Here is a 24,274-nt window from a genome sequence, read left to right as displayed (position 1 = left end):
CGCTGACCGTGTCGACGGAGCGACGTGCTCCTCGATGGGTTGACACGTCCCGGCCGGCGTGTGTGACACCGGCCCCACCGATCCCCCCGTGGACGCACCCGGGCGCGCGGCCGCACCGCTCCGGCAGGGCGTTCCGGGAGGCGCCGCGTCCGCCGACCCCCGGGGCACGTCCCGCGAGGCGGGTCACAGCCGGATCCGGTCGGCGACCTCCTCGGGCAGGCCGGGTGACGTCAGGACGTGGCCCATCCCGGGCACGACGTGCAGTACCGCGCCCGGGATCGCGGCAGCCAGGGCCCGGCCGTGGTCGAGCGGGTAGACCGGGTCCTGATCGCCGTGCACGACCGAGGTCGGCGCGGTGATCGACGACAGCGGGGCGAGCAGGTCAGGGGCGTCCAGCCACACGGCCCGGGCGTGGTCGGCCGCTGCCCCGGGGTCGGTGGCCGCGACAGCGCCAGCTCGAGCATCGACCGGGCGGCCGGCTCGTCGAACGGCCGCACCGGCCCGTTGAAGACCCGGAACAGGGCCACGTCGGACTCCACGCCCGGCGGCAGGCCCGCGGCCTGGTGCGCGAGGAACGCCGGCGACGGTGGCGGCAGGTCATCCGGGTCGGCCGGCTCCCCGGCCAGCGCCCGTGCCCACGCCGGCCGCGGATCATGACCCATCGGCGAGCTGGAGATCACCGTCAACGAGCGGACCCGGTCCGGCGCGTGCACACCCAGCCACTGCGCGATCATGCCGCCCAACGACGTCCCGGCCACGTGAGCGGCGCCCAGTCCGTGGCCGTCCAGCACGGCCAGGCAGTCGCGGGCCATGTCCCCGATCGTGTACGGGTGCGCGTCGAAGTCGACGACGCTGGAGCGACCGGTGTCGCGGTGATCGAACCGGATCACCTGGACCCCGCGCTCGACGAGCCGACCGACCAGCGCGTCAGGACACAGGACAGCCTGAGCAGCAGACCCCATGACCATCAGGACGGCAGGAAGCCCAGGATCCCCGACCCGCTCGGTCCAGATCCGCAGCGGCCCGGAGGCCACGAATCGCTCGTGCGCGTCCAGCACGGAGGCACGGTAGACGGGGCGACCTGCTGCCGATCACCGACACCGGTCGGAGACGACTCAGGCCGCCCTCCCGGAGGAGAACGGCCTGGTCATCGCGGTGGAGCTGAGGGGACTCGAACCCCTGACCCCCACACTGCCAGGCCGTCATGATCGCGTTCGCGGTGGTTCGCTGCCGTTCCCTATGCCGCTTGACGTGCTTGGTCGCACACCGGCGAACGGCCGCGCACTGACGCGAACACCGCCAACTGCAACCACACTGCAACCACAAAAGGCTTAGCCACTCCTGCCGAAGGGGCTCTCGAGTGTCCCTGAGGGCGGCTTTAGGGACACCCGCAGAAGACACTGCTCAGCAAGCACCGGCGATCCGGAACCGGCGAACCCGGAAAGCGAGTACGGTCGATCACACGCCGCGCCCAGTGCCCGGCGTCGAGTTGCGTCACACAGTCGGCGTAGCGCATTGCGGAACCCACCTTGGGGCTCGCCGCCGAGGTCGCCTTCGGTATACATCAGACCGGAGGCCCGCCGTGGCCCGCAGCGAGGACCAACGATCCATCGAAGCCGCCGAAGCGTTGGAGCACCTGAGCCAGTCGTCCCTGCGGGAACTCTCCATGGAGAGCCTGCTGCAGTCGATGGCCGACCTCACCAAGAAGGTCATGCCCGGAAACTCCGAGGCATCGGTCACGCTGCTGACAAATGACGTGCCGCGCACCGTCGTCGACACCGGACCGCTGGCCCTCGGGCTCGATGAGGTCCAGTACGACCGTGGCGACGGGCCGTGCCTGCACACCGCCCGCAACGGCGTCGCGGTCGAGATCGGCGATACGCGCATCGACGACCGGTGGCCGGACTATGCCCGCTACGTCGCCGACCACGGCGTCCTCAGCATGCTGGCCGTGCCACTCATCCTCGCCGGGGAGGATCAGGTCGCCGGATCGCTGAACATCTACGCCCGGACGCCGGACGCCTTCGACGAAGCCAGCCGGGCGGTGGCCACCGGGTTCGCTCCCTACGCGGCGGTCGCCGCCGGAACCGTCCAGGCGTACCGCAGCGCCCGGGAAACGGCCGACAAACTTCAACGGGCACTGGAATCCCGGGCGGTCATCGAGCAGGCCAAGGGCATCCTCATCGAGCGCCACAAGTTGACCCCCGACCAGGCATTCGAAGCCCTGGCCACCGTCTCGATGGGCAGGAACGTCAAGGTCCGCGACATCGCCGAGCACCTCGTGCTCACCGGCGAACTCCCTCTCGTCCGGACCGGTTCACGCCGACCGGCGAAAGCGCAGCCGGGCACATAACCTTCTTCGCGCAAGCCCCTGATCAGCCGTGGCAGCCGCCCGGGGGGCGTGCCGCGGTTAGGCCCCGCCACTCCTAACCGCGGGGTGGCGGGGCCGCCCTCCCTGCTGCGGCGGACCACAACCGCGCGCGCAACCCTGGTCGGAGGATCAAGATCCGCTGGAATCGCCCCTAGATGGGCGACCTGCCGGTCGTGCCCCTAAATGGGCCGCTTGGGAACATCGTCGGCACGTCTTCACTAGCCTGCGGTCGTGGTCATAGGAGCCCCGGGGGGCAACTGCTGCGGTGTCAGCGTTCCTCCTGAGGGCACGTCGCTTCAGGTCGTCATCCCGCTCACGCTCGTGTCCTTGGGCCTTCTCATTGCTGCGGGCGTAGTCATCTGGCGAAGTCGGCAGCGCTAGGAAAGCGGGCCTAACTGTCCCGTAGTGGGCCGCTCAGGGCCACGAGTCACGTGTCTCGCCCCGAGGCGGATCTGCTAGCCACGATGCGGTGGACGGTGGCACAGCCACTCGACCGTTGCCATGCTGCTGTCGTGTCCTGGTGGGGGCGAGCGAGGGAGCGGGCCGCCTCTGGAGCGGAAGTCAGCCTTCTGGTCCACAAGTTGGTCGAGCAGGGGGTCGACGAGGACGAGGCGGTCGCCGGGCTCCGCGCAGTTTGCGGTCCGCAGGCGCTTCAGGACGCCGCCCAGCTAACGGCCCACCGGGCCGGCCGGGGCTATCCCGCTTCTCGGGAGCACAGGTTGCTGCGGGCCGCCGCTGGCGACCCCCTGCCTGCCCCGACCGCCGAGGAGATGGCAGTGGAAGCGCGGCAGCGGCAACTGTGGGAGGAACCGTTCGATTGGTCGTTCCGGCTGCTTGCTGAACAAGTGCCCGGCCTCCGCGACCTGGAGCTGAGAGCCCGAACCGATGCCGACAGCTTCCTGCGCGAGCTGTCCTTCCGTGAGTCCGGGATGATCGGCCGCACACCACCGCGGAATCCCCGCGACCGGCAGATGCGGAGCGTGTGGGGGATGGACAAGGCGGTGAAGCGCTTGCTCGGGCCGGACTCCGGGCTCCCCGACCCGGTGTTGGCCTCACCGGCCGCTGAGCGCGCCGCCGCCTTCTACCTGCGGCAGGCGGCGGGCATCGACCTACGCCAGTGGCGGAAGCCTCGCTCCGCTCAGTGACCGAGATGTCCCTTAGTGGGCCGCTCAGAGACACCGGCCCATCTGGTCGCGAAGGCGGCCGCTGAGACGGGGGAGCTTCGACGGCCGGAGCATGCTGCAGGCATGGACGATCGCGAAGAATTCGTGGGTTGGGTGAAAACGGCGCTGTACGAGGCGGAGCTCGCGCTGCACAACGGCGACCCGTCGCTCCGTCGGGCGCTCTGGTCCCGTAACGAGCCCGTCAGCGTCCTGGGTGCCTGGCGCAACGCGCACGGCCAAGGGGAGCTCGACGAGCTCTTCACTGCCCTCGGGAAGAGCTTTTCCGACTGCACGTCGTACGCGTTCGAGCTGCTCGCATACGACGTGGTGGGCGACATGGCGTATACGGCCGGCTTCGAGCACACCTCCGCATCCGTCGACGGCCAGCCGCGCACCTACACCTTGCGAGCCACTCAGGTGTACCGCCGGGAGGACGGCGAGTGGCGGGTGGTCCATCGCCATGGCGACACCGTCGCCGACTGACGGGTGATACGGACAGGAGCGTGTTCTCGGATGGTCGAACGGTCCCAATTGGGGGGCGTTTGATACGGCGTCACGTGTCCCTGAGTGGGCCGCTCAAGGACGCCCCGGTTACTGCGGCAGGCGGAGGTTCCAGTCCTCCCCGTAGGCCGAGACGAGTCAGCGGTCGCAGTGGCGGACGGGTGGCTCGCGAGGCGAGCGGAGGATCTGTGACACGACGGATGCGAGCAGCGCCCACCCCTCGGATGATGCCTGCATGCCGACCACCGCCAGCTTCCCGTCCCCGGCCGACCGGCTCGCGATCGCCACGTACGAATGGGACGACGTCACGGGCGAGCCCGTCGCCATCGTCCAGCTTGTGCACGGGTTGGCCGAGCACGGGCGCCGCTACGACCGGTTCGCCCGGGCCTTGAACGCGGCCGGCTTCGTGGTGTCGGCCGCCGACAATCGTGGCCATGGCGCGTCGGTGTCCGAGGAAGTCCCGCTGGGCAGCTTCGGCGCGGCCGGAGTCGAAGGCTTCGTGGCCGACATCCGCGCGCACGCGCGCCTGCTCACCTCGCAGCATCCCGACCTGCCGCTGTTCGCCTTCGCCCACTCGCTCGGATCAATGGGCATGCAGATCGCGTTGCTGGCCGAGCCGGTCCGCTACGGCGGCGTGGTGCTCAGCGGGTCGACGACCCTCGACGGCCTCGGCGGCGTCCTTGCCGGCCTGCCCGCCGACCAGCCGGGGCTGGCCGCGTTCAACGCCGGCTTCGAGCCGCGCACCGGCTTCGAATGGCTCAGCCGCGACCCCGCGGAGGTCGACGCGTACGTGGCCGACCCGCTCTGCGGGTTTCCCACCGAGGACGCAATCATCGGCGGCGTCCTGGGGCAGGCCGAGCGCACCGCCGAGCCGTCGCAGATCCGGCCGGACCTGCCGCTCTTGTTGATCTCTGGCGATCAGGACCCGGTGGGCGGCCCGGGCGGGAGCAATGTCATCGCACTGGCCGACCGCTACCGCTCGGCCGGCCTCACCGATGTCACGGCCACTCTCTACCCCGACGCCCGGCACGAGCTGGTCAACGAGACCGTCCGCGACGAGGTCACCGCCGACGTGATCGGCTGGCTCCGGGCGCACCTGCCGGGGTGACGAGCCCGATAGCCCTTATGAGCACGACCCGAGTTGAGCGTGCGGCCGGGACTTGACGTCGCACTTGCGTTTTGCAAGTGTCGCCCGCATGAGCCTCTTCATCACCTGCCCGGTCGAGAACGTCGAGCGCGCGACCGCCTTCTACACCGCCCTCGGCTGGACCCTCAACACCGAGATGTCCGATCACAACGTGTCGTGCTTCGCGATCGCGCCCGAGCAGTACGTCATGCTCGGCAGCCGCGAGATGTACGCGAGCGTCGGCGGCGTCGAGGAGCTGGTCGGCGGACCCCACACGCCCTCGAAGGTCACGGTCTCGTTCGACCTGAGCAGCCGCGAGGCGGTCGACGAGCTCATCGAGCGCGCCGGCACCGCCGGCGGGCGGATCGGTGACACCGACGACTACCCCTTCATGTACCAGCGTCAGTTCGACGACCTCGACGGCTATCACTACTCGCCGTTCTGGATGAAGCCGGCCGCCGATCCGACCGCGTGAGCGACCTCGCCGCGGCCCTCGACATTGTCGGAGCCCGGTGGGCCCTACTGGTCGTGGAGCGGCTTCTTGACGGGCCGCAGCGCTACGGCGATCTGCAGCGCGACCTCGGAGTGCCGACGAACATGCTCGCGACCCGCCTGCGCGAGCTCGAAGCGGCCGGCGTACTGACCCGTATGCCGCTCCGGCACAACACCCGGGCCTACGCGCTGACCGATCGCGGGCTTGCCTTACGCGAGGCGATCGTCGCGCTCGCACGCTGGGGCGCCGAGCAGGCCTAGGTGTGGCGCGGAGTCGCGACGCGCTACAGGGGCTCAGCCGTTGCGGGGCCTGTCTCATAGTGGGCCGTTTAGAGACACCCCATGCGGCTGACGGGGGGACTGCCCCCAGTCCGGTTGACTCGTTCCGGTAGGGGTTAGGCCGCTGCTGCGGCGTGGGTGAGTGTCTCGTATTCGACCGGGGTGAGCCGGCCGAGGCGGCGCTGCCGGCGACGGCGGTGATACGTGCGCTCGATCCAGGTGATGATCGCCAGCCGGAGCTCGTCGCGAGTCGCCCAGCGCTGCCGGTCGAGGACGTCCTTCTGCAGTAGCGCGAAGCGACCTCGCCACCGCGTTGAACATCGACGAAGCCCGCGCCGTCCTCGACGCCGCAGCCCGCGTCCGGAACTCCGCCCGCTGGACCGTCGCCCTCGCCCTCGGCCTGCGTCAGTCCGAGGCGCTGGCGCTGCAGTGGAAGGACGTCGACCTGCTCGCCAACACCCTCACGGTCCGGCGCAGCATCCACCGCGTCCGCGGCGGCGGGCTCATCTACGAGCAACCCAAGAGCAAGCGCAGCCACCGGACCCTGGCCCTGCGCCTACCGCTGGTCGCCGAACTGCACCGGCACAAGGCCGCGCAGGTCGGCGAGCGGATGCCGGCGGGCTCCGAGTGGCACGACGAAGACCTGGTCTTCGCCCAGCCCAACGGCCGGCCGATCGACGAGAAGACCGACTACGACGACTGGACCCGTCTGCTGCAGCGGGCCGGCGTCCGCCGCATCCGCCTGCACGACGGGCGGCACACCGCGGCCACCTTGCTGCTGAGCGAGAACGTGCACCCGCGGGTGGTCATGGAGCTGCTCGGCCACAGCCAGATGCGCACCACGATGGACATCCACAGCCATGTGATGCCGGCCTTGGCCCGCGAGGCCGCCGACCGCATGGGCGCCGTCCTGTTCATGAAACCCACGTCAACTGCAACCAGAGACGACTCAGGCCGTTCCCCCGAGGGGGAACGGCCTGGTCAGACGGGTGGAGCTGAGGGGACTCGAACCCCTGACCCCCACACTGCCAGTGTGGTGCGCTACCAGCTGCGCCACAGCCCCGCGGCCCGGTCCGGTTCGTCCCGAGCCGTCGACAACTGTACAGGGCCGCGACGCCCGGCCGACGCAGGGGTGGCGAGGGGGTGTCAGGCCTTCATCTGGGCGATGCGGAGGTGGTTGCCGAAGGGGTCGCGCAGCCCGAAGTCGATGCCGTAGGGCTGCTCGGTCGGCTCCTCGGCGATCTCCACGCCCTTCTCCTTGAGGTCGGCGTACGTCTTGTGCGCGTCGTCGCAGCGCAGGAAGAGGTGGCCGCCGGTCGCGCCCTTGGCGAGCAGCTCGCGGACCTGCGCCGCGGTCTCCTCGCTCATCGACGGCGGACCGGGCCGCTCCAGCAGGATCTGCCGGTCGTCGCCGGGCACGCCGACGGTGAGCCAGCGCATGAAGCCGAGGTCGATGTCCTCCTTGACCTCCATGCCGAGCTTGCCGACGTAGAAGTCCAGCGCCTGGGCCTGGTCGGGGACGTAGATCTGGGAGATGCCGAGAGAGGTCAACATGCGCAGAACGCTAGGAGGCGCCCCCGACCTCAGGCTTCTCCAAAACTGCTCGGTCTGGTCCAGGCCCGCGCGAAGCACGACGGCACCTGCGGCAGCGGCCCGCGCGCGCGGTAGGCGCTCGGCGGCTCGCCGACGATGTCGCGGAACACCCGGCTGAACGTGCCCAGGCTGGAGAAGCCGACGTCCATGCAGATGTCGGTGACGCTCCTGTCGCTGGCGCGCAGCAGCCACATGGCCCGCTCCACCCGGCGCCGCTGCAGGTAGCGGTTCGGCGTCTCGCCGAAGGTCTCCCGGAACGTGCGGATGAAGTGCGCCTCGGACACGCAGGCGATCCGCGCCAGGGTGGGGACGTCGAGCGGCTCGGCGTACGCCCGGTCCATGGCGTCGCGGGCGCGCAGCAGCCGCCGGTTCTGCTCCTCGGCCGCCCTGCTCACGGGCCGTATGGAACCAGACGATCCGGGACCGGAGGGGCGGGGCTCAGACCTCGACGCCGCGCTCCGCCAGCCACGGGAGGGGGTCGATCCGCTCGCCGTCGATACCGCCCTGGTGCACCTCGAAGTGCAGGTGCGGGCCGGTGGACTGGCCGCGGTTGCCGAGCTTCGCGATCTCCTGGCCGGCCTCGACGTACTCCCCCACCTCGACCGAGATCGAGTCCATGTGGCCGTACACGGTGACGTCGCCGTTCTCGTGGAGGATGTAGACGGCCAGGCCGAAGCCGCTGGCCGCGCCGGCCCGCAGCACGATGCCGTCCATGGCCGCGTACTCGGGGGTGCGCATGGGGGCGGCCAGGTCGATGCCGTAGTGGAAGGTGCCCCACCGGCCGCCGTACCCGCTGGTCAGCCGGGCGCCGTTGACCGGCAGCACCGCCTTCGGCCGCGCCGCCTCGCGGGCGGCCGCCTCGGCCTCGGCCCGCGCGGCCCGGGACGCGGCGACCTCCTGCAGCCGCAGCTGGGCCTCGGCCTCGGTGATCGAGGCCATCGGCATGACCTCGAGGTCGTCCTCGCTGGCGGCCAGCGCCTCCTGGGCCTCGAGCACCGACGCCGACTCGGCCGAGGCGGGCGTGAAGCCCTGGAAGGTGACCACGCCGGCACCCATCCCACCGGCGATCAGCGCCGCGAGCAGCAGCACCGGGCGGCGGGGCCGGCGGCCGGCCGGACGGCCCGCCGAGCGGCGCCGCCGGGCAGTGGGCGTGCGGTGCGAGGAGGTGCCGGCCGGCCGCTCGAGGTGGTCGGCGTCGATCGTCCGCGTGCCCATGCGTGCCCGTGCACCTGCCCCGTCTCGGAGGAAGCGGCCCGTGACGGGCCCGATCCGGTCGGTACACATCCAAACACCCCGTGACCGATCCGTGACCCCCCGTGCGGCGTGTCGGATCGGACACGCCGTGTGAACGGTCTCACGGGTCCACGCCGCGGCCGGCGCCGGAACGGCCGCGTCAGGCCGGCAGGGGTTCCCCGGCGGTCTCCGGAACGGGGGCGGCGTCGCGGAAGCGCCGGGCGGCGACGATGCCGCCGACCACCAGCCCGGCGCCGAGGGCGACCAGCACCGCCACGGCCGCCCGGCCGAGCGCCGCGGGCCCGTTCGACAGCACGTTGGCCGTCCACAGCACGTCGACGTCCGGCAGTCCCTGGATGAGCAGCAGCCACCCCATGAGCAGGGCCATGAGCCCGGTCATGACGCCCTTGCCGCGCAGCGCGGCCCGCGCGCCCAGCCCCGCGACCAGCAGCACGAACACCACCGGCAGCAGCGCGGAGACGATCGCGCCGGCGTGCGTGCCCAGCGAGGCCGGGGGCGCCGGCGTGGCCAGCGCGTGCCAGAGCGCGGCAGCGGCGCCCACGACCAGCAGCGCGCCCAGCGGGCGCGGCGAGCGCGCGAGCAGCCCGGCCAGCACACCGGCCAGCGCGAGCGCGCCGTACACCGGCCAGATCACCGCCGGCGACGGCGGCGGGCTCCAGGTGAGCTCGCCGGCGACCACCACCTCGTCTCCCCCGTGCTGCAGCGGGATCTCCCACTGGAACACCGTGTGCGTCCGCGTGGGGTCGGCCGCCACCGCCGGCGGCAGCTGCCCCTCGCTCATCCAGTGGGTGCGGTGGTCGTGCCAGACGTAGCGCGGCTCGGTGGAGACCTGCTGCCAGTCCGGGTCGGCCGCCGGGTCGGCGTTGGCCGGCAGCGTCACCCGCCCGAAGCGGTCGAGGTTGATGTAGGTGGCGGGGCTGTTGGCGTTGCGCCAGACGCCGTCGGGGCCGATGCGCAGGTACGGCTCGTCGGAGTAGCCGGGCACCAGCACCTCGGCGTTGGTGCCGTTCACCAGCTCGAACTCGTCACCGAAGGACAGCACCCGCACGTCCACCCCGGGCATCGGCGGCGTCACGGCGAGGACCCGGCCGTCGTAGTCGCTGCCGGCCGCGCCACCGCCCACGTGCGCCTGCGCGGGGCCGGCCACGAGCAGCGCGGCGAGCGCGCCCAGGACGACGACGAGCAGCCTCCTCACGACGCGGCCGCCACCGTCTCGATGTCCTCGGCGATGTCGCGGGGGGTGTTGCCGGCGTCGAAGGCCACGTGCGCCACGTCGTCGGCGCCGTAGAGCAGCAGCAGCGACGAGTGCAGCCGCCCGCCGTCCTCGGCCAGCGGCACCCCGGCCGACAGCTGCGCCTGGTCGATCGCCTCCTGGTCGCCGGTGAGCCCGATGAACTGCGTGGGCAGGTCGGCGTCGAAGCGGTCCAGGTACTCCCCCAGCACCGGCGGCGTGTCCGTCGCCGGGTCGGTGGTGACGAAGACCATCTGCACCTGCTCGGCCAGGGCCGGGTCCAGGTCGCGCAGCGCGACGGCGACGTCGGCCATCGTCGTCGGGCAGACGTCGGGGCAGTTGGTGTAGCCGAAGAACAGCAGGGTCGGCCGGCCCGCGGTCGCGGCCCGGAAGTCGTAGGCGGCGCCGGTGGCGTCGGTGAGCGTGAACGACGGCTTCTGGTACGGCGGGTCGAGGTCGACGCCGGCGTAGTCGCTCCGCGGCCCCTCGGCCGAGGCCACGCCGCCGTGGTCGTGCGCCGCCCCGGCCTGCGACACCTCGGTGCCGCCGGACTCGCCCGACCCGCCGCAGCCGGCCAGCAGCAGCCCCGCCGCGAGGAGGGCGGCGAGGCGCGCGCGGACGGAGGAGGTCACGACGACACGGTACGTCGGCGCGCGCGCAACCCCAGGACGACGCCCGCAGCGGCGGTGCCCAGCGCCAGGATGGCGAGGAAGAGCGCCAGCCCGGCCGGTTCGTTCGTGGTCTCGCCGTGCCCGTGGTCCGCGCCGGCCGCCGCGCCCGTCCCCGCCGCCGGCGCGTCGGACGCCGCGGCGGCGCTCAGCACCGGCGCGGGGTTCGCCGGCTCGGCCTGCCCCTCGACCGTGGGCTCGATCCACGCGGCCTCGGTGCCGTCGCTGTAGGTCTGCACCGTGGGGAAGGCCACGGTCCCGGCGTCGGGGAACGGGCCGAGCGACAGCGCGAACTCCTGGAACTGGCCGGGCCCGATCCCCTGGCCCGGGTCGGCGGCGAACTCGACCACCGACACCGTCTCGGTCACCTGGTTGCCCTGCTCGTCGGTCACCGGCGGGTCGAGGCGGGTGCGGGTGAGCGTCGTCGTCCAGCCGGCCACCGGCTGGTAGCTGACGAACGCGAACGGGGTGTCGGTGGGCAGCTGGATCCGCAGCCGGACGGTGCTGGCGACGTCGCTCTCGTTGGGGACGCGGAAGACGACCTTGCCGAAACCGCCGGGGCTCGCGTCCGGGGAGGACACCGTGACGTGGGCGGCGGCGACGCCGCCGCCCAGGAGCAGCAGGGCGGCCAGGGCGGCCAGGACGACGCCGATCCGGCGCGCCGGGCGGGACGGGAGCACGGGCAACCCTCGCACGGGGTTGGACGGGCGGTTCACCGCACGGGGAAGTCGGTGCTGGCGGTGCGCGCGGTGAACTCGTCGAGCCGCACGGTCACCGTGAGGGTCCACGTCCCCTCCGTCGGGACGTCCATGCCGTCGCCGACGTAGTGGCCGGGCCCGGCCGGCTCGAGCTCCACGTCGAGCGGTCCGATCTGCTGCGCCGACTCGGTGAGCGCCACCGAGATCGACGCCGGCTGGGCCAGCTGCCCCTCGTCGTCGAAGAGGTACACGTGCAGGGTGTTGGGGCCCGGGCGGGCCGGGTCGACCGAGACCTGGACCGTGCCCTCGGCCCCCGCCGCACCCTGCAGCGGGAGCGTCACGTCGACCGGCCGGGCGAGCGCCTGGGCGGCCGGCGGCGTGCCGACGAGCACCGACGTCACGCCGAGGACGACGACGGCCAGCGCCAGCTCGACCAGCACCGACCGGCGGAACGGCGGCAGGGCGTCGGCGGCCGCGCCGGCCCGCGTCCGCGCGCGGACCGCGACCGCGTCGGCGACGTCGGGGGACTCGGCGGCGAACGCGTGCGCGGTCACCCGGCGCCGGCCGCCCGGCCGCGGGCCGTCCACCCCGAGGTGCTGCTGCACCCACACCCGCGACACCCCGGCCGCGGCCAGGATGACGGCGACGACCAGCAGCTTGGCCACCAGCAGCCAGCCGTAGGTGGTCTCGACCAGCGCCGCCGGGGAGCCCACCTCCCGCACCGACTGCACGATGCCGGTGACGACGAGGGCGACCACCGACCCGAACGCCAGCCGCGAGAACGTCGGCAGCGCGCCGGCCAGCTCCTCGGCGGGCACCCCCGGGCGCAGCACGCCGGCCAGCAGGCCGGTGAGCCCGCCGAGCCACACGGCCATGGCGGCGACGTGCACGGCGGTCACCGGCAGCGCCAGCCCGGGCCACGCCCCCGCCACCGGGTGCCCGACGGCGGCGGTGGTGACGACCAGGCCGAGGGCGGCCGCGGCGGCCGCGGTCAGGGACCACCCCGTCGGCGGCGTCCCCCGCCGCCAGGCCCGCGCCAGCGCGGCGAGCAGGTACAGCGCCAGCAGCGCCCGGACGACGAGGACGACGCCGAAGCCGGTGCCGGCGGTGGTGCCGAGCAGCGCCGGGTCGAGCACCGCGCCGAGGCCGGCGCCCGCGGCGTACGGCCCCTGCAGCGCGAAGCTCGCCAGCGCGCCGACCGCGACGGCGCCCGCGCCCCACTCGGCCAGCCGCCGCAGCCGCACCGACGCCCAGCCCCGCGGCCAGCAGGCCAGGACGAGCACCGGGACGCCGACCGCCAGGGAGATGCCGGCGAAGCCCAGCCAGCGGGCCACCGGCAGCGCCGCCGCCACCCCGGGATCGGTCGCGGCGCCGGTGTCCCCCGCGCCCGCCGCGATCAGCTCGCCGTCCCCGACGACGAAGGAGAAGGCACCCGAGACGGGGTGGGAGTCGGCCGAGATGATGCGGTAGGTGACCAGGTAGCCGCCCTCGGGCAGCCCGTCGCGCAGCGGCACCGTGAGCACGGCGCCGGCCACCGACGGCGCGCCGGTGTCGACCCGGGCGTTCTCGGCGTCGAGCACGCGGGCGTAGCCGGCGCCGACCGAGATGCCCTCGGTGAAGGTCAGCGTGACCTCGGCCGGCGCCTCGTCGAGCCGCGCGCCGGACTCGGGGTCGCTCGACACGAACTCGGCGTGCGCCGCCGCCGGCCCGGCGAGGGCCACCCCGGCGACGAGCCAGCCGCCGAGGAGGGTGAGCAGCAGCAGGGCCGCACGGCGGGTCATGCGACCACTCTGCCGCGCACCGCCGCCGGAGCGGGCCGGCGCCGCCGCCGGCCGCGCCACGCGGTGCCGCTCACCAGCAGCACGCCCACGAGGAGCAGCAGGTGCGCGACCGCCCGGTCGGCGTGCACGTGCCCCGAGCCGAGGTCGCGCACCGTCACCACGACGAGCAGGGTCGCGAACGTGCCGAGGAAGGGCAAGGCGCCGGCCGCCAGCCGCGGCGCCGCGGCGACGGCGACGAAGGCCGCGGCCAGGCCCAGGTTCCAGGCGCCGGTCTCGTGCGCCATGTGCATCGGCGCGCTCATCGCGCCCGACCCACCGGACAGCGACGGCCACGCCAGGCCGGCCTGGGCCACCCCGACGGCGAGCAGCGCCAGGCGCAGGGCGCTCTCGACCAGCCGGGCGCGGGCCGCCGCCCGCGCGCCGGGCAGCTCCCGGGGGAGCGCGCCGAGCACGCGGGCGGTGAGGTCCGGCACGGCCGGGGCCGCGGCCAGGCGGGCGCGCCGGGTCACGGCCGCGGCCTGGTGGGCCCAGGCCGCGCACGCCCGGCAGCCGGCGAGGTGCTCGTCGAGGACCTGCGCGGGCATCCCGAGCGGCTCGCCGTCGATCCGGGCCGAGACCGCCTCGCGGTAGGCAGGGCACTGCATGACGCTATGGTCGCTCCCCGAAGTGCGGGAGTTCCCGGGTTTCCGCCATGCGCGCGGCGAAGATGGGGACGTGGACGAGCTCGAGCGGGTGGCGGCCGACGCCGCGAACGGGGACCCGGTCGCCGCGGCCGCGCTCGTGCGCGCCACCCAGTCCGACGTCTGGCGGCTGTGCGCGGCCCTGGGCGACCCCCAGTCGGCCGACGACCTGACGCAGGAGACCTACCTGCGGGCCTTCGGTTCGCTGCACCGCTTCGAGGGCCGCTCCTCGCTGCGCACCTGGCTGCTGTCGATCGCCCGCCGGGTGTGCGCCGACGCCGTCCGCTCCCGCCGCCGGCGCCGGCTGACCCTGGTGCGGGAGGACGCCGACCTGGAGGCGCTGGCCGCCGGCGACGGGGCCGACCGCGTCGGCGAGGGCGCCGTGGTCAGCGACCTGCTGTCCCGGCTCGACGCCGACCGCCGCGAGGCCTTCGTGCTCACGCAGCTGCTGGGCCTGCCCTACGCGGAGGCGGCCGAGGTGGCCGGGTGCCCGATCGGCACCATCCGCTCGCGCGTGGCCCGCGCCCGGGCCGACCTGGTCGACGGGCTGGCCGAGGAGGACGACGCCGCGCGCGGCTGACCGTGACCGGCAGGTGAACACGGGGCCAACACCGGGCACCTATGCTCCCCGAGGCCGCGGACCCGCCAGGACGGCGATCGGTGGCCCCACCTGCCCGCCTCACCCGGAGCCCCGCGTGCCCTTCAGCCTGTCCCCCAAGGACTCGAGCTTCTACCCGCTGTTCACCGCCTCGGCGGAGAACCTCGTGGCGGCCACCAACGTCCTGAGCGAGTTCATCCACGACCACGCCCGTCGGGACGAGCTGGCCCAGCAGCTGCGCGACCTCGAGCACACCGGCGACCAGTCCACCCACGCGATCTTCCGGCAGCTCAACACCAGCTTCGTCACGCCGTTCGACCGCGAGGACATCTACAACCTCGCCAGCGACCTCGACGACGTCATGGACTTCGTCGAGGCGGCCGCCGACCTGGTGATCCTCACCGGGCTGGGCACCCTGCCCCCGGAGATGAGCCAGCAGACCGCGCTGCTGCAGCGGGCCGCGCAGACCACCGCCGAGGCCATGCCCCGGCTGCGCACCATGAAGGACCTCGCCGACTACTGGATCGAGGTCAACCGCATCGAGAACGAGGCGGACAAGCTGTACCGGCGGCTGATCTCGCGCCTCTACAGCGGCGAGTTCGACGCGCTGGAGATCCTGAAGCTCAAGGAGGTGGCCGACCAGCTCGAGGAGGCCGCCGACGCCTTCGAGCACGTCGCCAACGTGGTCGAGACGATCGCCGTCAAGGAGTCCTGACCTCCGATGGACGCGGCCTTCGTCGCGCTGATCGTCATCATCGTGGTGGCGCTGGCCTTCGACTACACCAACGGCTTCCACGACGCGGCGAACGCGATCGCCGTCGCCGTCTCCACCAAGGCGCTCACCCCGCGGGTCGCCCTCGCCCTGGCCGCGGTGATGAACCTGGTCGGCGCCCTGCTCTCCACCGAGGTGGCCAAGACCGTCGGCGCGGGCATCATCGACGCGCCGCAGGGCAGCGAGGGGCTGGAGATCGTCTTCGCGGCGCTGGTCGGCGCGATCACCTGGAACCTCATCACCTGGTGGTTCGGGCTGCCGTCGTCCTCGTCGCACGCGCTGATCGGCGGGCTGGTCGGCGCCGCGATCGCCGCCGCCCACACCGTGCAGTGGCTCGGGGTCTTCGACAAGGTCGTCGTCCCGATGATCGTCTCCCCGATGGTGGGCTTCGGGCTGGGCTACCTGTTCATGCTCACGATCCTGTGGCTGTTCCGGAACGCCAACGTCACCCGGGCCAACCGCGGGTTCAAGACGGCGCAGATCTTCAGCTCGGCCACCATGGCGCTCGGCCACGGCATGCAGGACGCCCAGAAGACGATGGGCATCATGACGCTGGCGCTGTTCACCGCCGGCGAGATCGACGACTTCACCGTGCCGTTCTGGGTGGTGCTGGCCGCGGCCGCGGCCATCAGCGCCGGCACGTACGCCGGCGGCTTCCGCATCATGCGCACGATGGGCCGGCGGATCATCCAGCTCACCCCCGCCGGGGGCTTCGCCGCCCAGACCGTCGCCTCCAGCGTCATGGTGACGACGGCGACGGTGTTCGCCGTCCCGGTGTCGACGACGCACATCACGACCACCTCGATCATGGGCGTCGGCGCCACCCGCCGGCTCTCGGCGGTGCGCTGGGGCGTCGCCGGCAACATCGTCATCGCGTGGATCGTCACGCTGCCCGCCGCCGGGGCCGTGGCGGCGGCCGCCTACTTCCTGACCGACCTCGTCGTCGGCTGACACGCCGCCCGGTGGAGCACCCCTGAGGGACGAGCTCGCCTCCGGGAGCGGTGCCGGACGCGCGCTCCTGCGGTTCTCCCCACGGTCTCGCGGTGGTGCAGCAGCGCAGGAGAACGGGCAACACCGCGGAACCGCCGGCCTCGTCGTCGGCTGATCGGCCGCCGTCCCACCCACCAGGACTGGGGGGTGGCCTTACTCGATCGATCTGGTAGACATACCTCTCGTGACGGCGACGGCGGTTCTGCTGGTGGGGCGGATCCACGTCGACCTGTTGCGGGTCTGCACCGCGGCCTGTCGGGGCCGCTGACTCCGGCGCCCCACCGGCGCCTCTCCCCTCCCCCGTCCCGCCGCGGCGCACGGTCGTGCCCGCGCGACCCCTCGGAGTCCCGCCCCGTGAAGACCCTCGTCCTCCTCGCCCTCGTGGGCCTCGGCGCCCAGCTCGTCGACGGCAGCCTGGGCATGGCCTACGGCGTCACCTCGACGACGCTGCTGCTGGCCATCGGCACCAACCCGGCCGCTGCGTCGGCCACCGTGCACCTCGCCGAGATCGGCACCACCCTCGCGTCCGGCCTGTCCCACTGGAAGTTCGGCAACGTCGACTGGAAGGTCGTCGCCAAGGTGGGCGTGCCCGGCGCGATCGGCGCCTTCGCCGGCGCGACCGTGCTGTCGAACCTCTCCACCGAGGTGGCCGCGCCGGTGATGTCGCTGATCCTCCTGGCGCTCGGCGCGTACCTGCTGATCCGCTTCACCTTCCGCGGCCTGGACCGCCGGCACCTGGGCAAGCCGGTGCGCAAGCGCTTCCTCGCCCCGCTGGGCCTGGTGGCCGGTTTCGTCGACTCCACCGGCGGTGGCGGCTGGGGGCCGGTGGGCACGCCGGCGCTGCTGGCCAGCGGCCGGATGGAGCCGCGCAAGGTGATCGGCTCGATCGACACCTCGGAGTTCCTGGTCGCCGTCGCGGCCAGCCTCGGCTTCCTGTTCGCCCTCGGCGACGAGGACATCAACGTCACCTGGGTGGTGGGCCTCCTGCTCGGCGGCCTGATCGCCGCGCCGATCGCGGCCTGGCTGGTGCGGCACATCCCGCCGCGCCTGCTCGGCTCCCTGGTCGGCGGCGTCATCGTGATCACCAACACCCGGACCCTGCTCAAAAGCGACTGGATCGACGCCTCCGACCCCGTCCGGTACGCGGTGTACGCCCTGCTCTACGCGGTCTGGGCCGCGGCCGTCGTGCACTCCTTCCGCGAGTACCGCAAGGACCGCGCGGTGGAGTCGGCCGACGCGATCGCCGCGGAGGCGGAGCGGAAGATCGCCGTCGAGGAGGCGGAGCCGACCGCTCAGCGGTCCAGCAGCTGAGCCTCGAGCTCCAGCGGTAGCCCGGGCAGCGCCCGGCCGGACGGTGGTTCCGGCCGGGCGCTGCGCTGCATCCAGGCCCAGGTGTCGGCCACCGACTCGCGCAGCGGCCGGCTCGGCAGGCCGAGCTCGCGCGCCCGGGTCGTGTCGACGTCCCACGCGGTCGCCGCGACGTCGGCGGGCAGCCAGAACGGCAGGTGCTGCCAGGGCTCGACGCCGGCGGCGAGCAGCTCGGCCTCGGGCACCGGGGCCCACTCGGCGTCCCCGCCGGTGACCTCCCGGCACAGCTCGAGCACGCCGCCGAACGTGGTCATCCCGGCCGGTCCGGTCGCGTTGACCGCGCCGCCCCGGCCCTGCTCGGCGACCTCCACCAGCCAGCCGGCCAGGTCGCGGGCGTCGACCGCGGCCATCGGCTGGTCCAGGCCCTCCGCGGGCACGACGACGCGGCCGCCGCGGGCGATCCGGTCCAGCCACCAGCCCAGCCGGTACAGCGGGTCGTGCGGCCCGACGATCAGCCCCGCGCGGGCGGTGAGGAAGTGGTCGCCGAGGGCCGCGCCCAGAACCCGCTCGGCGGCGGCCTTGCTGGGCCCGTACCCGTCGTCGTCGGTGTCCCAGGTCGGCTCGTCGTCCTCGCGGCCGATCGGACCGGGCGGCCAGGTCGAGTAGGCGTTGAGGCTGCTGACGAAGGCGTAGCCGGCGACGCCGGACAGCGCCGCGGCGGCGTGCCGGGCCGCGGCCCGGGTCTGGCACGAGGTGTCGACGACGAGCTCGGGCCGCCAGCCGTCGAGGGCGCGCGGCAGGGCACCGGGGTCGTCGCGGTCGCCGTGCAGCGCCCGCACGCCCTCGGGCGGGGCCCCGGAGACGCCGCGGGTGAACGTGGCGACCTCGTGGCCGCGCTCGAGCGCCGCCGTGACCACGTGCCGGCCGAGGAAGTGGGTGCCACCGAGGACGAGGAGCCGCATGCCCCCACCCCAGCCGAGCCGCCCCGCCGCCGTCCAGCCGGTTCGCCCAGGGCGCAGCCGGTCAGCTCGCCGGCGTCAGCTCCGGGACCTGCGGGATCGGGGTGGCCCGCGCCGCGGCGAGCACCATCTGCGGCGAGCGGGGCAGCCCGCGCCGGGTGCACAGCCGCAGGGCCCGGGCCCCGGTGACGACGTCGGTCTCCGGCGGGACGACGAGCAGGTCGGCCCGCTTCGCGCCGCCCTCCCAGCTGATGCAGACCACCTGGCGGTCCATGCTGCGGAACCCGCCGGTGCGGATGACCCGGCCGAGGACGGCGATCTTGCGCGGGATCTGCTCCCAGGCCTCGAGCGAGTACGTGAACCGCTCGACGCGCACGCCGCGGCGGCCGAGCTCGGCGATCAGCTCGGGCAGCTCGACGGTGAGGTCGTACCCGCGCGGCCACCAGGCGCCGTCGAAGGCCGAGTCGCTCGCCGTCCCGGCGTCGTGGCGCAGACTCACCCGGACGTCGATCCCGCCCCGGAAACCGTTCCTGCCGAGGGCCGTCCGTGTGATCGTCATCTGGCGCTCGCGCCGCCTCTCCTCGCTCGACCGTCGACCCGCTCCGCGGACGGGTCCGATCTGAACGTAGGGCGGCGTGTCCGCAGGTCAGCGGCAGGGCCCGGGCGGCGTGGCGGACCGGTCCGGCCCGTCGCGACGAACCGTGACCGGACGGCCACGTCCGCCCGGCGCGGCCGCCGCGCAGCGCTCGGCAGGGCGAGATGGCGGTCGGTGCACGAGACACGCGCGGACACGCCGCCGAGCCGTGCACGAACTGCCTTCTCGGCCGCGGGTCAGGCCTTGGGCTTGCGGTTCTTGGCCTTGCCGCGCTCGTTCTGGTCGAGGATCACCTTGCGGATGCGGACGGCGGCCGGGGTGACCTCGACGCACTCGTCCTCGGCGCAGAACTCCAGCGCCTGCTCCAGGTTGAGGATCCTCGGCGGCACCAGGCGCTCGAGCTCCTCGGCGGTCGAGGACCGCATGTTGGTGAGCTTCTTCTCCTTGGTGATGTTGACGTCCATGTCGTCGGGGCGGGAGTTCTCGCCGACGATCATGCCCTCGTACACCTCGGTGCCCGGGGCGACCATGAGCTGGCCGCGCTCCTGCAGCGAGAACATCGCGTACGACGTCGCCACGCCCTGCCGGTCGGCCACCAGGGAGCCGGTCGGCCGGGCGCGCATCTCGCCCTGCCAGGGCTCGTAGCCCTCCAGGTTGTGGTTGAGGACGCCGGTGCCGCGGGTCTCGGTGAGGAACTCGGTGCGGAACCCGATCAGGCCGCGCGAGGGGACGACGTACTCCAGCCGCGCCCAGCCGGTGTCGTGGTGCACCAGGTTCTCCATGCGGCCCTTGCGGGCGGCCAGCGCCTGGGTCAGCGTGCCGACGTACTCGCCGGGGGTGTCGATGGTGACCCGCTCCATCGGCTCGTGCAGCTTGCCGTCGATCTCCTTGGTGACCACCTGCGGCCGGCCGACGGTGAGCTCGAACTCCTCCCGGCGCAGCTGCTCGACCAGGATGGCCAGCGCCAGCTCGCCGCGGCCCTGCATCTCCCAGGTGTCGGGGCGGTCGGTGGGCAGCATGCGCACCGACACGTTGCCGACCAGCTCCTGGTCGAGGCGGTTCTTGATCAGCCGGGCGGTGAGCTTCTTGCCGGAGCGGCCGGAGATCGGCGAGGTGTTGATGCCGATGGTGATCGAGATCGACGGCTCGTCGACGGTCAGCGGCGGGAGCGGGCGCGGGTCCTCGGGATCGGCGAGCGTGTCGCCGATCATGACGTCCTCGATGCCGGCGATGGCCACGAGGTCGCCGGGGCCGGCGCTCTCGGCCGGCGTGCGGGTGAGCCCCTCGGTCATGAGCAGCTCGGTGATCTTGACCCGCGAGATCGTGCCGTCGGTCCTGCACCAGGCGACCTGCTGGCCGTTCTTGAGCGTGCCGGAGTGGATGCGCAGTAGCGCCAGCCGGCCGAGGTAGGGCGAGGCGTCGAGGTTGGTGACCTGGGCGCGCAGCGGCTCCTCGGCGTCGTAGGTGGGCGCCGGGATGGTCTCCAGCAGCGTCTTTACCAGCGGCGCGAGGTCGGGGCTGTCCGGCGAGGTGCCGTCGGCCGGGCGGGTCAGCGACGCCTGGCCGGTCTTGCCGTTGGAGTAGACGATCGGGAACTCCAGCGCCTCCTCGCCCAGGCCGTTGTCCTCGAGCAGCTCCATGAACAGCTCGTAGGTCTCGTCGACGACCTCGGCGATGCGGGCGTCGGAGCGGTCGGTCTTGTTGACCACGAGGATCACCGGCTTGCGCTGGCCGAGCGCCTTGCGCAGCACGAAGCGGGTCTGCGGCAGCGGGCCCTCGGAGGCGTCGACGAGCAGGACGACGCCGTCGACCATCGACAGGCCGCGCTCGACCTCGCCGCCGAAGTCGGCGTGGCCGGGGGTGTCGACGATGTTCACCGTGACCGGGTTGCCGTCCTCGTCGGCCAGCCGGATGGCGGTGTTCTTGGCGAGGATGGTGATGCCGCGCTCGCGCTCGAGGTCCATCGAGTCCATGACGCGGTCCTGCGTGGTGTCCGCGTCCGTGCCCTCGCCCTTGGCGCGGCCGAGCGCGCCGGCCTGGCGGAGGAGGGCGTCGACCAGGGTGGTCTTGCCGTGGTCGACGTGGGCGATGATCGCCACGTTGCGCAGGTCGTCGCGGGTGGGCATGCGGGAGGGCACCTCAGGGGGTTCGGGGACGCCGCCGGCGTCTGCGCGCGCGGCATCTCGTGCAACGGTCGCCGGGGCGGCGACCTTCCCACTGTAGGGGCTCAGCCGCGGACGGCGTCCCGGTCGGCCACGGCGTACGTCACCCCGGCGGCGGTGATCGTGACCAACGCCACCGCCAGCCAGGAGTTCAGCCCCACCCCGAGGGCCAGCACGTGGGCGAGCACGAAGGCGCCCAGGTACAGCAGCCCCAGCCCCGCGGCGACCGCCCAGCCGCGCCGGCGGACCCACAGCGCGGCGGCGCCCACCCCGCAGACCGCCAGCAGCGCGCCCCCGAGGGCCCGCACACCCGTGCCCTGCGCGACGCCGAAGCCCGCGGCGAGGCCGACGGCCACGAGCGCCGAGGACGGGAAGCGGGTGCGGGTCGGCGAGGAGACGGCCATGCCGCCAGTGTCCCCGCGCTCAGTTCCAGGGCGGCGCCCAGGGCGCGATGCCCCACGTGCCGCCGTCGGCGATGTCGAACGGCGCCGGACCGTGCCCGCCGGCGACCGGGACGTCGACCGCGGGCGCGCCGGGGGCGAGCGCGACGGTCACCGACTGCGGGGTCTCCGCGTCCGCCCAGCCGGCGTAGGTGCGCCAGTCCAGCAGCGCGTAGGCGTGCCCGCCCGGCGCGAGGCCGACCCGCTGGACGACCGGTGGGGAGCCGTCGGCGGTCCGCCCCTCCTCGACGGTCAGCGCCAGCGGCCGGCCGCCCTGCAGCAGCGTCACCACGGGCACGCCTGCCACCCAGCACGGTCGCGTCCCGGTGTTGGTCGCCTCGACCGCGGCGGATCGGGCGCCCATCGCGGCGTCCCAGCCGGTCACCGCGAAGCGCAGGTCGGCCGGGTCGCACGGCACCTCCGCCTCGACCGGCGGGGGCGTGGTCGCCGGCGCGGGCGCAGCGCCGGTCGGGGGCGCGACCGGCGGCTCGGTCGTCGGCACCGCTGGAACCGGACCCGCCGCGACGACGGGCTCCGGACGCGGCAGCAGCGCGGCGGGGGCCAGGACGGCGACGACGACCAGCGCGACCGCTCCCGCGGCAGCAACCGTCCCGACCACGCGGCCGGCCCGGCTGCCGCCGCCGCGCGGGGCGAGCAGGGTGCGCGCGGCCAGCACGGTCAGCGCGACGACCGCCGCGTCGACGACGGCGGGCACCGCGTTCCGCGCCGTCGGCCAGGCCAGCAGCACCGCCCACGCGGCGCCCGACCCGAGCGCCCCCGCCGCGAGGCCGGTCAGCCACGACCGGCGCGGCGACGACCACTCCGCACCGACCCCCCGGTCCGCGCCGGCGACCGCCGCGGCGTGGACGAGCCACGCCCCGAGGGCGGCGAGCGGGACGAGGTGGTCCCCGACGAGCAGCAGGAAGACCACCGGCAGGAACAGCACCACGGGGACGACGAAGCCCACCATCCCCGCGAGCAGCGCGTGCGCGGCGGTGGGCAGCGGACCCGCCGGACGCCGCGGCGCCGGGTCCAGCCGCCGGACGAGCAGCAGCGTCCCGGCGAGCGCGCCCACCGCGCCGGCGGCGACCCAGATCCACAGCGACGCGCGCGCCGAGGCCGCCTCCTCCGGCGAGCAGCCGCACGGCAGGGGGTCGCCGGGGTCGAACCAGCCGGGCGAGTACCGCCCGGCGGCGGAGCCGGCCAGCAGCATGACCAGGAAGCCGCCGGCGAGCAGCACGTACGGCGTCGACCGCCACCGCCCCCGCGCCACCCGTCTCCCCCGCCGTCCGGAACCCCTCCGGACGGATCCTGCCCGCTCAGCCCCGCGCGGCGGCGGAGACGGCGGCGCTCAGCGCGTCGGCGGAGAGGTCGGCGAGCTGCTCGCCGTCGACGAGGACGGTCGGGGTGCCGGTGACGCCGTCCCGCGAGGCCGCGTCGGTGACCCGCTGCACCCAGTCGCCGTAGGCGAGGTCGCCGATGGCCCGCTCGACCTCGGCGCCGCTCGCGCCGGCCTCGGCGGCGTGCTCCACCAGCTGCTCGTCGGTCAGGCCCGGGCCGCCCTCGGCCGGCTGGTCGGCGAAGAGCAGGTCGTGGAAGGCCCGGAACGCGTCGGGGCCGGCGGCGTCGAGGACGACCGCGGCGGCGTTGAGGGCGCGGGTGGAGTAGTCGTCGTTCGCGCTCGTGTCCAGGAACGCCATGCCGTGGTAGCGCAGCCGCACGGTGCCGTCGGCGACCAGCGACGCCAGCGTGGCCCCCGACTCCTCCTCGAAGGTCTTGCAGACCGGGCACTGGAAGTCCTCGTAGACGTCCACGGTCACCGGCGCGTCGGCGGAGCCGACGGCGACGGCGGTCCCGTCGTCGGTGGTGTGGGCCGGCACCGGCGCGTCGGCGGCGGTCGCCGTGCGGTGGCCCTGGACGACGACGGTGACGACGACGGCCACGGCGACCAGCGCGGCGGCGACGAGCCCGCCGAGCAGGCGCCGGCGGCGCTGCGCGCGGACGCGGGCGGCGGCCTCGGCGGCCCGCTTCTCGGCGATGCGGCGGCGGGCGGCCGCGCGGGCGGCGTCACGGGACACGGGCGGGTTCCTCCTCGGGGAGCGGGCGACCGCCCAGGGCCAGCCGCGAGCGGGGCCACCGGGCGAGCGCGAGGGCGACGAGGAGCAGCGCGCCGTCGCGCAGCACCTCCGCGGGGTACGCGGTGCCGTCCGCGGCCACCTCGCCCCCGCCGCCGAAGCAGCCGCAGTCGATCCGCAGCCCGCGGGCCCAGGCGGAGGCCACGGCGGCGGTGAAGACGGCGAGCAGCACGGCGGCGGCGATCGCGGCGGTGCGCACGAACACGCCCGCCAGCAGGGCCAGCCCGACGGCGACCTCCACCACGGGCAGGCCGAAGGCGACCGGCGCGACGAGCGGCTCGGGCAGCAGCCGGTAGGCGCGCACCGCGCGCACCGCAGCGGCCGGGTCGGGGAGCTTCAGCGCGCCGGCGACGAGCAGGACGCCGCCCAGCAGCAGCCGGGCCGCGGTGGCGGACCAGGGCACGACGGACCTCACGACCCCACTGTCGGCCGCGGACCCCGGGGAGTTCCCGGGAGCCGGCCGTGAACCGGCTGGGGA

General features: G+C 74.0%; 26 protein-coding genes, 1 tRNA gene and 2 pseudogenes. 11 read left to right on the top strand and 18 right to left on the bottom strand.

From position 1 onward, the window contains the following. Window positions 1-230: 230 nt before the first annotated feature. Window positions 231-1,058, bottom strand: a complete 828-nt coding sequence (locus ACI78S_RS09425) for an alpha/beta fold hydrolase (RefSeq protein WP_456972504.1) — start codon at window positions 1,056-1,058, stop codon at window positions 231-233. A 524-nt stretch (window positions 1,059-1,582) separates the two neighbouring features. On the opposite strand from ACI78S_RS09425, the gene ACI78S_RS09420 reads away from it, so the two are divergent. The 6 genes from ACI78S_RS09420 (at window position 1,583) to ACI78S_RS09395 (ending at window position 5,914) form a co-directional block, all read left to right on the top strand. After that, complete coding sequence (locus tag ACI78S_RS09420; RefSeq protein ID WP_456972502.1) at window positions 1,583-2,353, top strand: ANTAR domain-containing protein; 771 nt, start codon at window positions 1,583-1,585, stop codon at window positions 2,351-2,353. Between the two features lie 599 nt (window positions 2,354-2,952). After that, window positions 2,953-3,516 (top strand): hypothetical protein, encoded by a 564-nt coding sequence (locus tag ACI78S_RS09415; protein WP_456972500.1) that lies wholly within the window; start codon window positions 2,953-2,955, stop codon window positions 3,514-3,516. Window positions 3,517-3,618: 102 nt separating this feature from the next. Beyond that, window positions 3,619-4,017: a nuclear transport factor 2 family protein gene (locus ACI78S_RS09410; RefSeq protein WP_456972498.1), complete on the top strand. Its 399-nt coding sequence runs from the start codon at window positions 3,619-3,621 to the stop codon at window positions 4,015-4,017. Window positions 4,018-4,270: 253 nt separating this feature from the next. Next, entirely contained in the window at window positions 4,271-5,143 is an 873-nt protein-coding gene (locus tag ACI78S_RS09405) for an alpha/beta fold hydrolase (RefSeq protein ID WP_456972496.1), read from the top strand. An 88-nt stretch (window positions 5,144-5,231) separates the two neighbouring features. After that, a complete protein-coding gene (locus ACI78S_RS09400) occupies window positions 5,232-5,636 on the top strand; it encodes a VOC family protein (protein WP_456972494.1) in 405 nt (134 codons plus the stop codon). Beyond that, the gene (locus ACI78S_RS09395) at window positions 5,633-5,914 is read left to right on the top strand and encodes a winged helix-turn-helix transcriptional regulator (RefSeq protein WP_456972492.1); all 282 of its coding nucleotides are present in this window, start codon (window positions 5,633-5,635) and stop codon (window positions 5,912-5,914) included. The genes ACI78S_RS09400 and ACI78S_RS09395 overlap by 4 nt, the downstream gene beginning before the upstream one ends. Before the next feature lie 134 nt (window positions 5,915-6,048). Here ACI78S_RS09395 and ACI78S_RS09390 read toward each other — a convergent pair. Continuing rightward, window positions 6,049-6,231, bottom strand: a pseudogene (locus ACI78S_RS09390) (IS3 family transposase); the annotation flags it as partial. A 14-nt stretch (window positions 6,232-6,245) separates the two neighbouring features. On the opposite strand from ACI78S_RS09390, the pseudogene ACI78S_RS09385 reads away from it, so the two are divergent. Then, window positions 6,246-6,731: pseudogene (locus ACI78S_RS09385) on the top strand (site-specific integrase); the annotation flags it as partial. Window positions 6,732-6,922: 191 nt separating this feature from the next. Here ACI78S_RS09385 and ACI78S_RS09380 read toward each other — a convergent pair. The 9 genes from ACI78S_RS09380 to ACI78S_RS09340 form a co-directional block, all read right to left on the bottom strand. Next, window positions 6,923-6,995 (bottom strand) — tRNA-Ala (locus tag ACI78S_RS09380). A gap of 83 nt (window positions 6,996-7,078) precedes the next feature. Beyond that, on the bottom strand, window positions 7,079-7,486 hold the full coding sequence (locus tag ACI78S_RS09375; RefSeq protein WP_456972490.1) for a VOC family protein: 408 nt from the start codon (window positions 7,484-7,486) through the stop codon (window positions 7,079-7,081). Between the two features lie 29 nt (window positions 7,487-7,515). Continuing rightward, the gene (locus ACI78S_RS09370) at window positions 7,516-7,920 is read right to left on the bottom strand and encodes a helix-turn-helix domain-containing protein (protein ID WP_456972488.1); all 405 of its coding nucleotides are present in this window, start codon (window positions 7,918-7,920) and stop codon (window positions 7,516-7,518) included. 43 nt (window positions 7,921-7,963) lie between these two features. Next, window positions 7,964-8,740 carry a M23 family metallopeptidase gene (locus ACI78S_RS09365; RefSeq protein ID WP_456972486.1) on the bottom strand — a complete coding sequence of 259 codons (777 nt, stop codon included), beginning with the start codon at window positions 8,738-8,740 and terminating at the stop codon, window positions 7,964-7,966. A 178-nt stretch (window positions 8,741-8,918) separates the two neighbouring features. Continuing rightward, the gene (locus ACI78S_RS09360) at window positions 8,919-9,974 is read right to left on the bottom strand and encodes a hypothetical protein (RefSeq protein WP_456972484.1); all 1,056 of its coding nucleotides are present in this window, start codon (window positions 9,972-9,974) and stop codon (window positions 8,919-8,921) included. Then, window positions 9,971-10,642: an SCO family protein gene (locus ACI78S_RS09355; protein ID WP_456972482.1), complete on the bottom strand. Its 672-nt coding sequence runs from the start codon at window positions 10,640-10,642 to the stop codon at window positions 9,971-9,973. The genes ACI78S_RS09360 and ACI78S_RS09355 overlap by 4 nt, the downstream gene beginning before the upstream one ends. Beyond that, window positions 10,639-11,358 carry a YcnI family protein gene (locus tag ACI78S_RS09350; protein ID WP_456972480.1) on the bottom strand — a complete coding sequence of 240 codons (720 nt, stop codon included), beginning with the start codon at window positions 11,356-11,358 and terminating at the stop codon, window positions 10,639-10,641. Before ACI78S_RS09350 ends, ACI78S_RS09355 begins: the two co-directional genes overlap by 4 nt. A gap of 32 nt (window positions 11,359-11,390) precedes the next feature. After that, window positions 11,391-13,157 (bottom strand): copper resistance CopC/CopD family protein, encoded by a 1,767-nt coding sequence (locus ACI78S_RS09345; RefSeq protein ID WP_456972478.1) that lies wholly within the window; start codon window positions 13,155-13,157, stop codon window positions 11,391-11,393. After that, complete coding sequence (locus tag ACI78S_RS09340; protein WP_456972476.1) at window positions 13,154-13,801, bottom strand: zf-HC2 domain-containing protein; 648 nt, start codon at window positions 13,799-13,801, stop codon at window positions 13,154-13,156. Before ACI78S_RS09340 ends, ACI78S_RS09345 begins: the two co-directional genes overlap by 4 nt. Before the next feature lie 70 nt (window positions 13,802-13,871). Here ACI78S_RS09340 and ACI78S_RS09335 point away from each other — a divergent pair, with 70 nt between their 5' ends. From ACI78S_RS09335 to ACI78S_RS09320, 4 genes are all read left to right on the top strand, one after another. Further along, on the top strand, window positions 13,872-14,417 hold the full coding sequence (locus ACI78S_RS09335; RefSeq protein ID WP_456972474.1) for a sigma-70 family RNA polymerase sigma factor: 546 nt from the start codon (window positions 13,872-13,874) through the stop codon (window positions 14,415-14,417). Between the two features lie 115 nt (window positions 14,418-14,532). After that, window positions 14,533-15,150, top strand: coding sequence for a DUF47 domain-containing protein (locus ACI78S_RS09330; RefSeq protein WP_456972473.1), 618 nt, complete (start codon window positions 14,533-14,535; stop codon window positions 15,148-15,150). Between the two features lie 6 nt (window positions 15,151-15,156). Beyond that, the gene (locus ACI78S_RS09325) at window positions 15,157-16,158 is read left to right on the top strand and encodes an anion permease (protein WP_456972471.1); all 1,002 of its coding nucleotides are present in this window, start codon (window positions 15,157-15,159) and stop codon (window positions 16,156-16,158) included. Window positions 16,159-16,551: 393 nt separating this feature from the next. Continuing rightward, entirely contained in the window at window positions 16,552-17,508 is a 957-nt protein-coding gene (locus ACI78S_RS09320) for a sulfite exporter TauE/SafE family protein (protein WP_456972469.1), read from the top strand. Here ACI78S_RS09320 and ACI78S_RS09315 read toward each other — a convergent pair. The 7 genes from ACI78S_RS09315 to ACI78S_RS09285 form a co-directional block, all read right to left on the bottom strand. Continuing rightward, complete coding sequence (locus ACI78S_RS09315) at window positions 17,490-18,467, bottom strand: NAD-dependent epimerase/dehydratase family protein (protein ID WP_456972467.1); 978 nt, start codon at window positions 18,465-18,467, stop codon at window positions 17,490-17,492. The genes ACI78S_RS09320 and ACI78S_RS09315 overlap by 19 nt on opposite strands. Window positions 18,468-18,528: 61 nt before the next feature. Further along, on the bottom strand, window positions 18,529-18,963 hold the full coding sequence (locus ACI78S_RS09310) for a DUF5994 family protein (RefSeq protein ID WP_456972465.1): 435 nt from the start codon (window positions 18,961-18,963) through the stop codon (window positions 18,529-18,531). 332 nt (window positions 18,964-19,295) lie between these two features. Next, complete coding sequence (typA, locus tag ACI78S_RS09305; protein ID WP_456972463.1) at window positions 19,296-21,185, bottom strand: translational GTPase TypA; 1,890 nt, start codon at window positions 21,183-21,185, stop codon at window positions 19,296-19,298. 101 nt (window positions 21,186-21,286) lie between these two features. Continuing rightward, entirely contained in the window at window positions 21,287-21,625 is a 339-nt protein-coding gene (locus tag ACI78S_RS09300; protein ID WP_456972461.1) for a hypothetical protein, read from the bottom strand. A 19-nt stretch (window positions 21,626-21,644) separates the two neighbouring features. Beyond that, the gene (locus ACI78S_RS09295) at window positions 21,645-22,934 is read right to left on the bottom strand and encodes a DUF4232 domain-containing protein (RefSeq protein ID WP_456972459.1); all 1,290 of its coding nucleotides are present in this window, start codon (window positions 22,932-22,934) and stop codon (window positions 21,645-21,647) included. Window positions 22,935-22,980: 46 nt separating this feature from the next. Continuing rightward, window positions 22,981-23,739: a DsbA family protein gene (locus ACI78S_RS09290; RefSeq protein WP_456972457.1), complete on the bottom strand. Its 759-nt coding sequence runs from the start codon at window positions 23,737-23,739 to the stop codon at window positions 22,981-22,983. After that, complete coding sequence (locus tag ACI78S_RS09285; RefSeq protein ID WP_456972455.1) at window positions 23,729-24,211, bottom strand: MauE/DoxX family redox-associated membrane protein; 483 nt, start codon at window positions 24,209-24,211, stop codon at window positions 23,729-23,731. The genes ACI78S_RS09290 and ACI78S_RS09285 overlap by 11 nt, the downstream gene beginning before the upstream one ends. Window positions 24,212-24,274: the final 63 nt, after the last annotated feature.

The organism is Geodermatophilus sp. SYSU D00815, from assembly GCF_054050035.1.
The sequence above is the reverse complement of the archived record's forward strand: the minus strand, read 5'-3'. Positions and strand labels throughout refer to the sequence as shown.

Coding starts and splice junctions, on each gene's coding strand:
- ACI78S_RS09410 (WP_456972498.1), top strand. CDS start 3,619: ATGGACGATCGCGAAGAATTCGTGGGTTGGGTGAAAACGGCGCTGTAC.
- ACI78S_RS09405 (WP_456972496.1), top strand. CDS start 4,271: ATGCCGACCACCGCCAGCTTCCCGTCCCCGGCCGACCGGCTCGCGATC.
- ACI78S_RS09400 (WP_456972494.1), top strand. CDS start 5,232: ATGAGCCTCTTCATCACCTGCCCGGTCGAGAACGTCGAGCGCGCGACC.
- ACI78S_RS09375 (WP_456972490.1), bottom strand. CDS start 7,486: ATGTTGACCTCTCTCGGCATCTCCCAGATCTACGTCCCCGACCAGGCC.
- ACI78S_RS09365 (WP_456972486.1), bottom strand. CDS start 8,740: ATGGGCACGCGGACGATCGACGCCGACCACCTCGAGCGGCCGGCCGGC.
- ACI78S_RS09345 (WP_456972478.1), bottom strand. CDS start 13,157: ATGACCCGCCGTGCGGCCCTGCTGCTGCTCACCCTCCTCGGCGGCTGG.
- ACI78S_RS09340 (WP_456972476.1), bottom strand. CDS start 13,801: ATGCAGTGCCCTGCCTACCGCGAGGCGGTCTCGGCCCGGATCGACGGC.
- ACI78S_RS09325 (WP_456972471.1), top strand. CDS start 15,157: ATGGACGCGGCCTTCGTCGCGCTGATCGTCATCATCGTGGTGGCGCTG.
- ACI78S_RS09315 (WP_456972467.1), bottom strand. CDS start 18,467: ATGCGGCTCCTCGTCCTCGGTGGCACCCACTTCCTCGGCCGGCACGTG.
- typA (WP_456972463.1), bottom strand. CDS start 21,185: ATGCCCACCCGCGACGACCTGCGCAACGTGGCGATCATCGCCCACGTC.
- ACI78S_RS09300 (WP_456972461.1), bottom strand. CDS start 21,625: ATGGCCGTCTCCTCGCCGACCCGCACCCGCTTCCCGTCCTCGGCGCTC.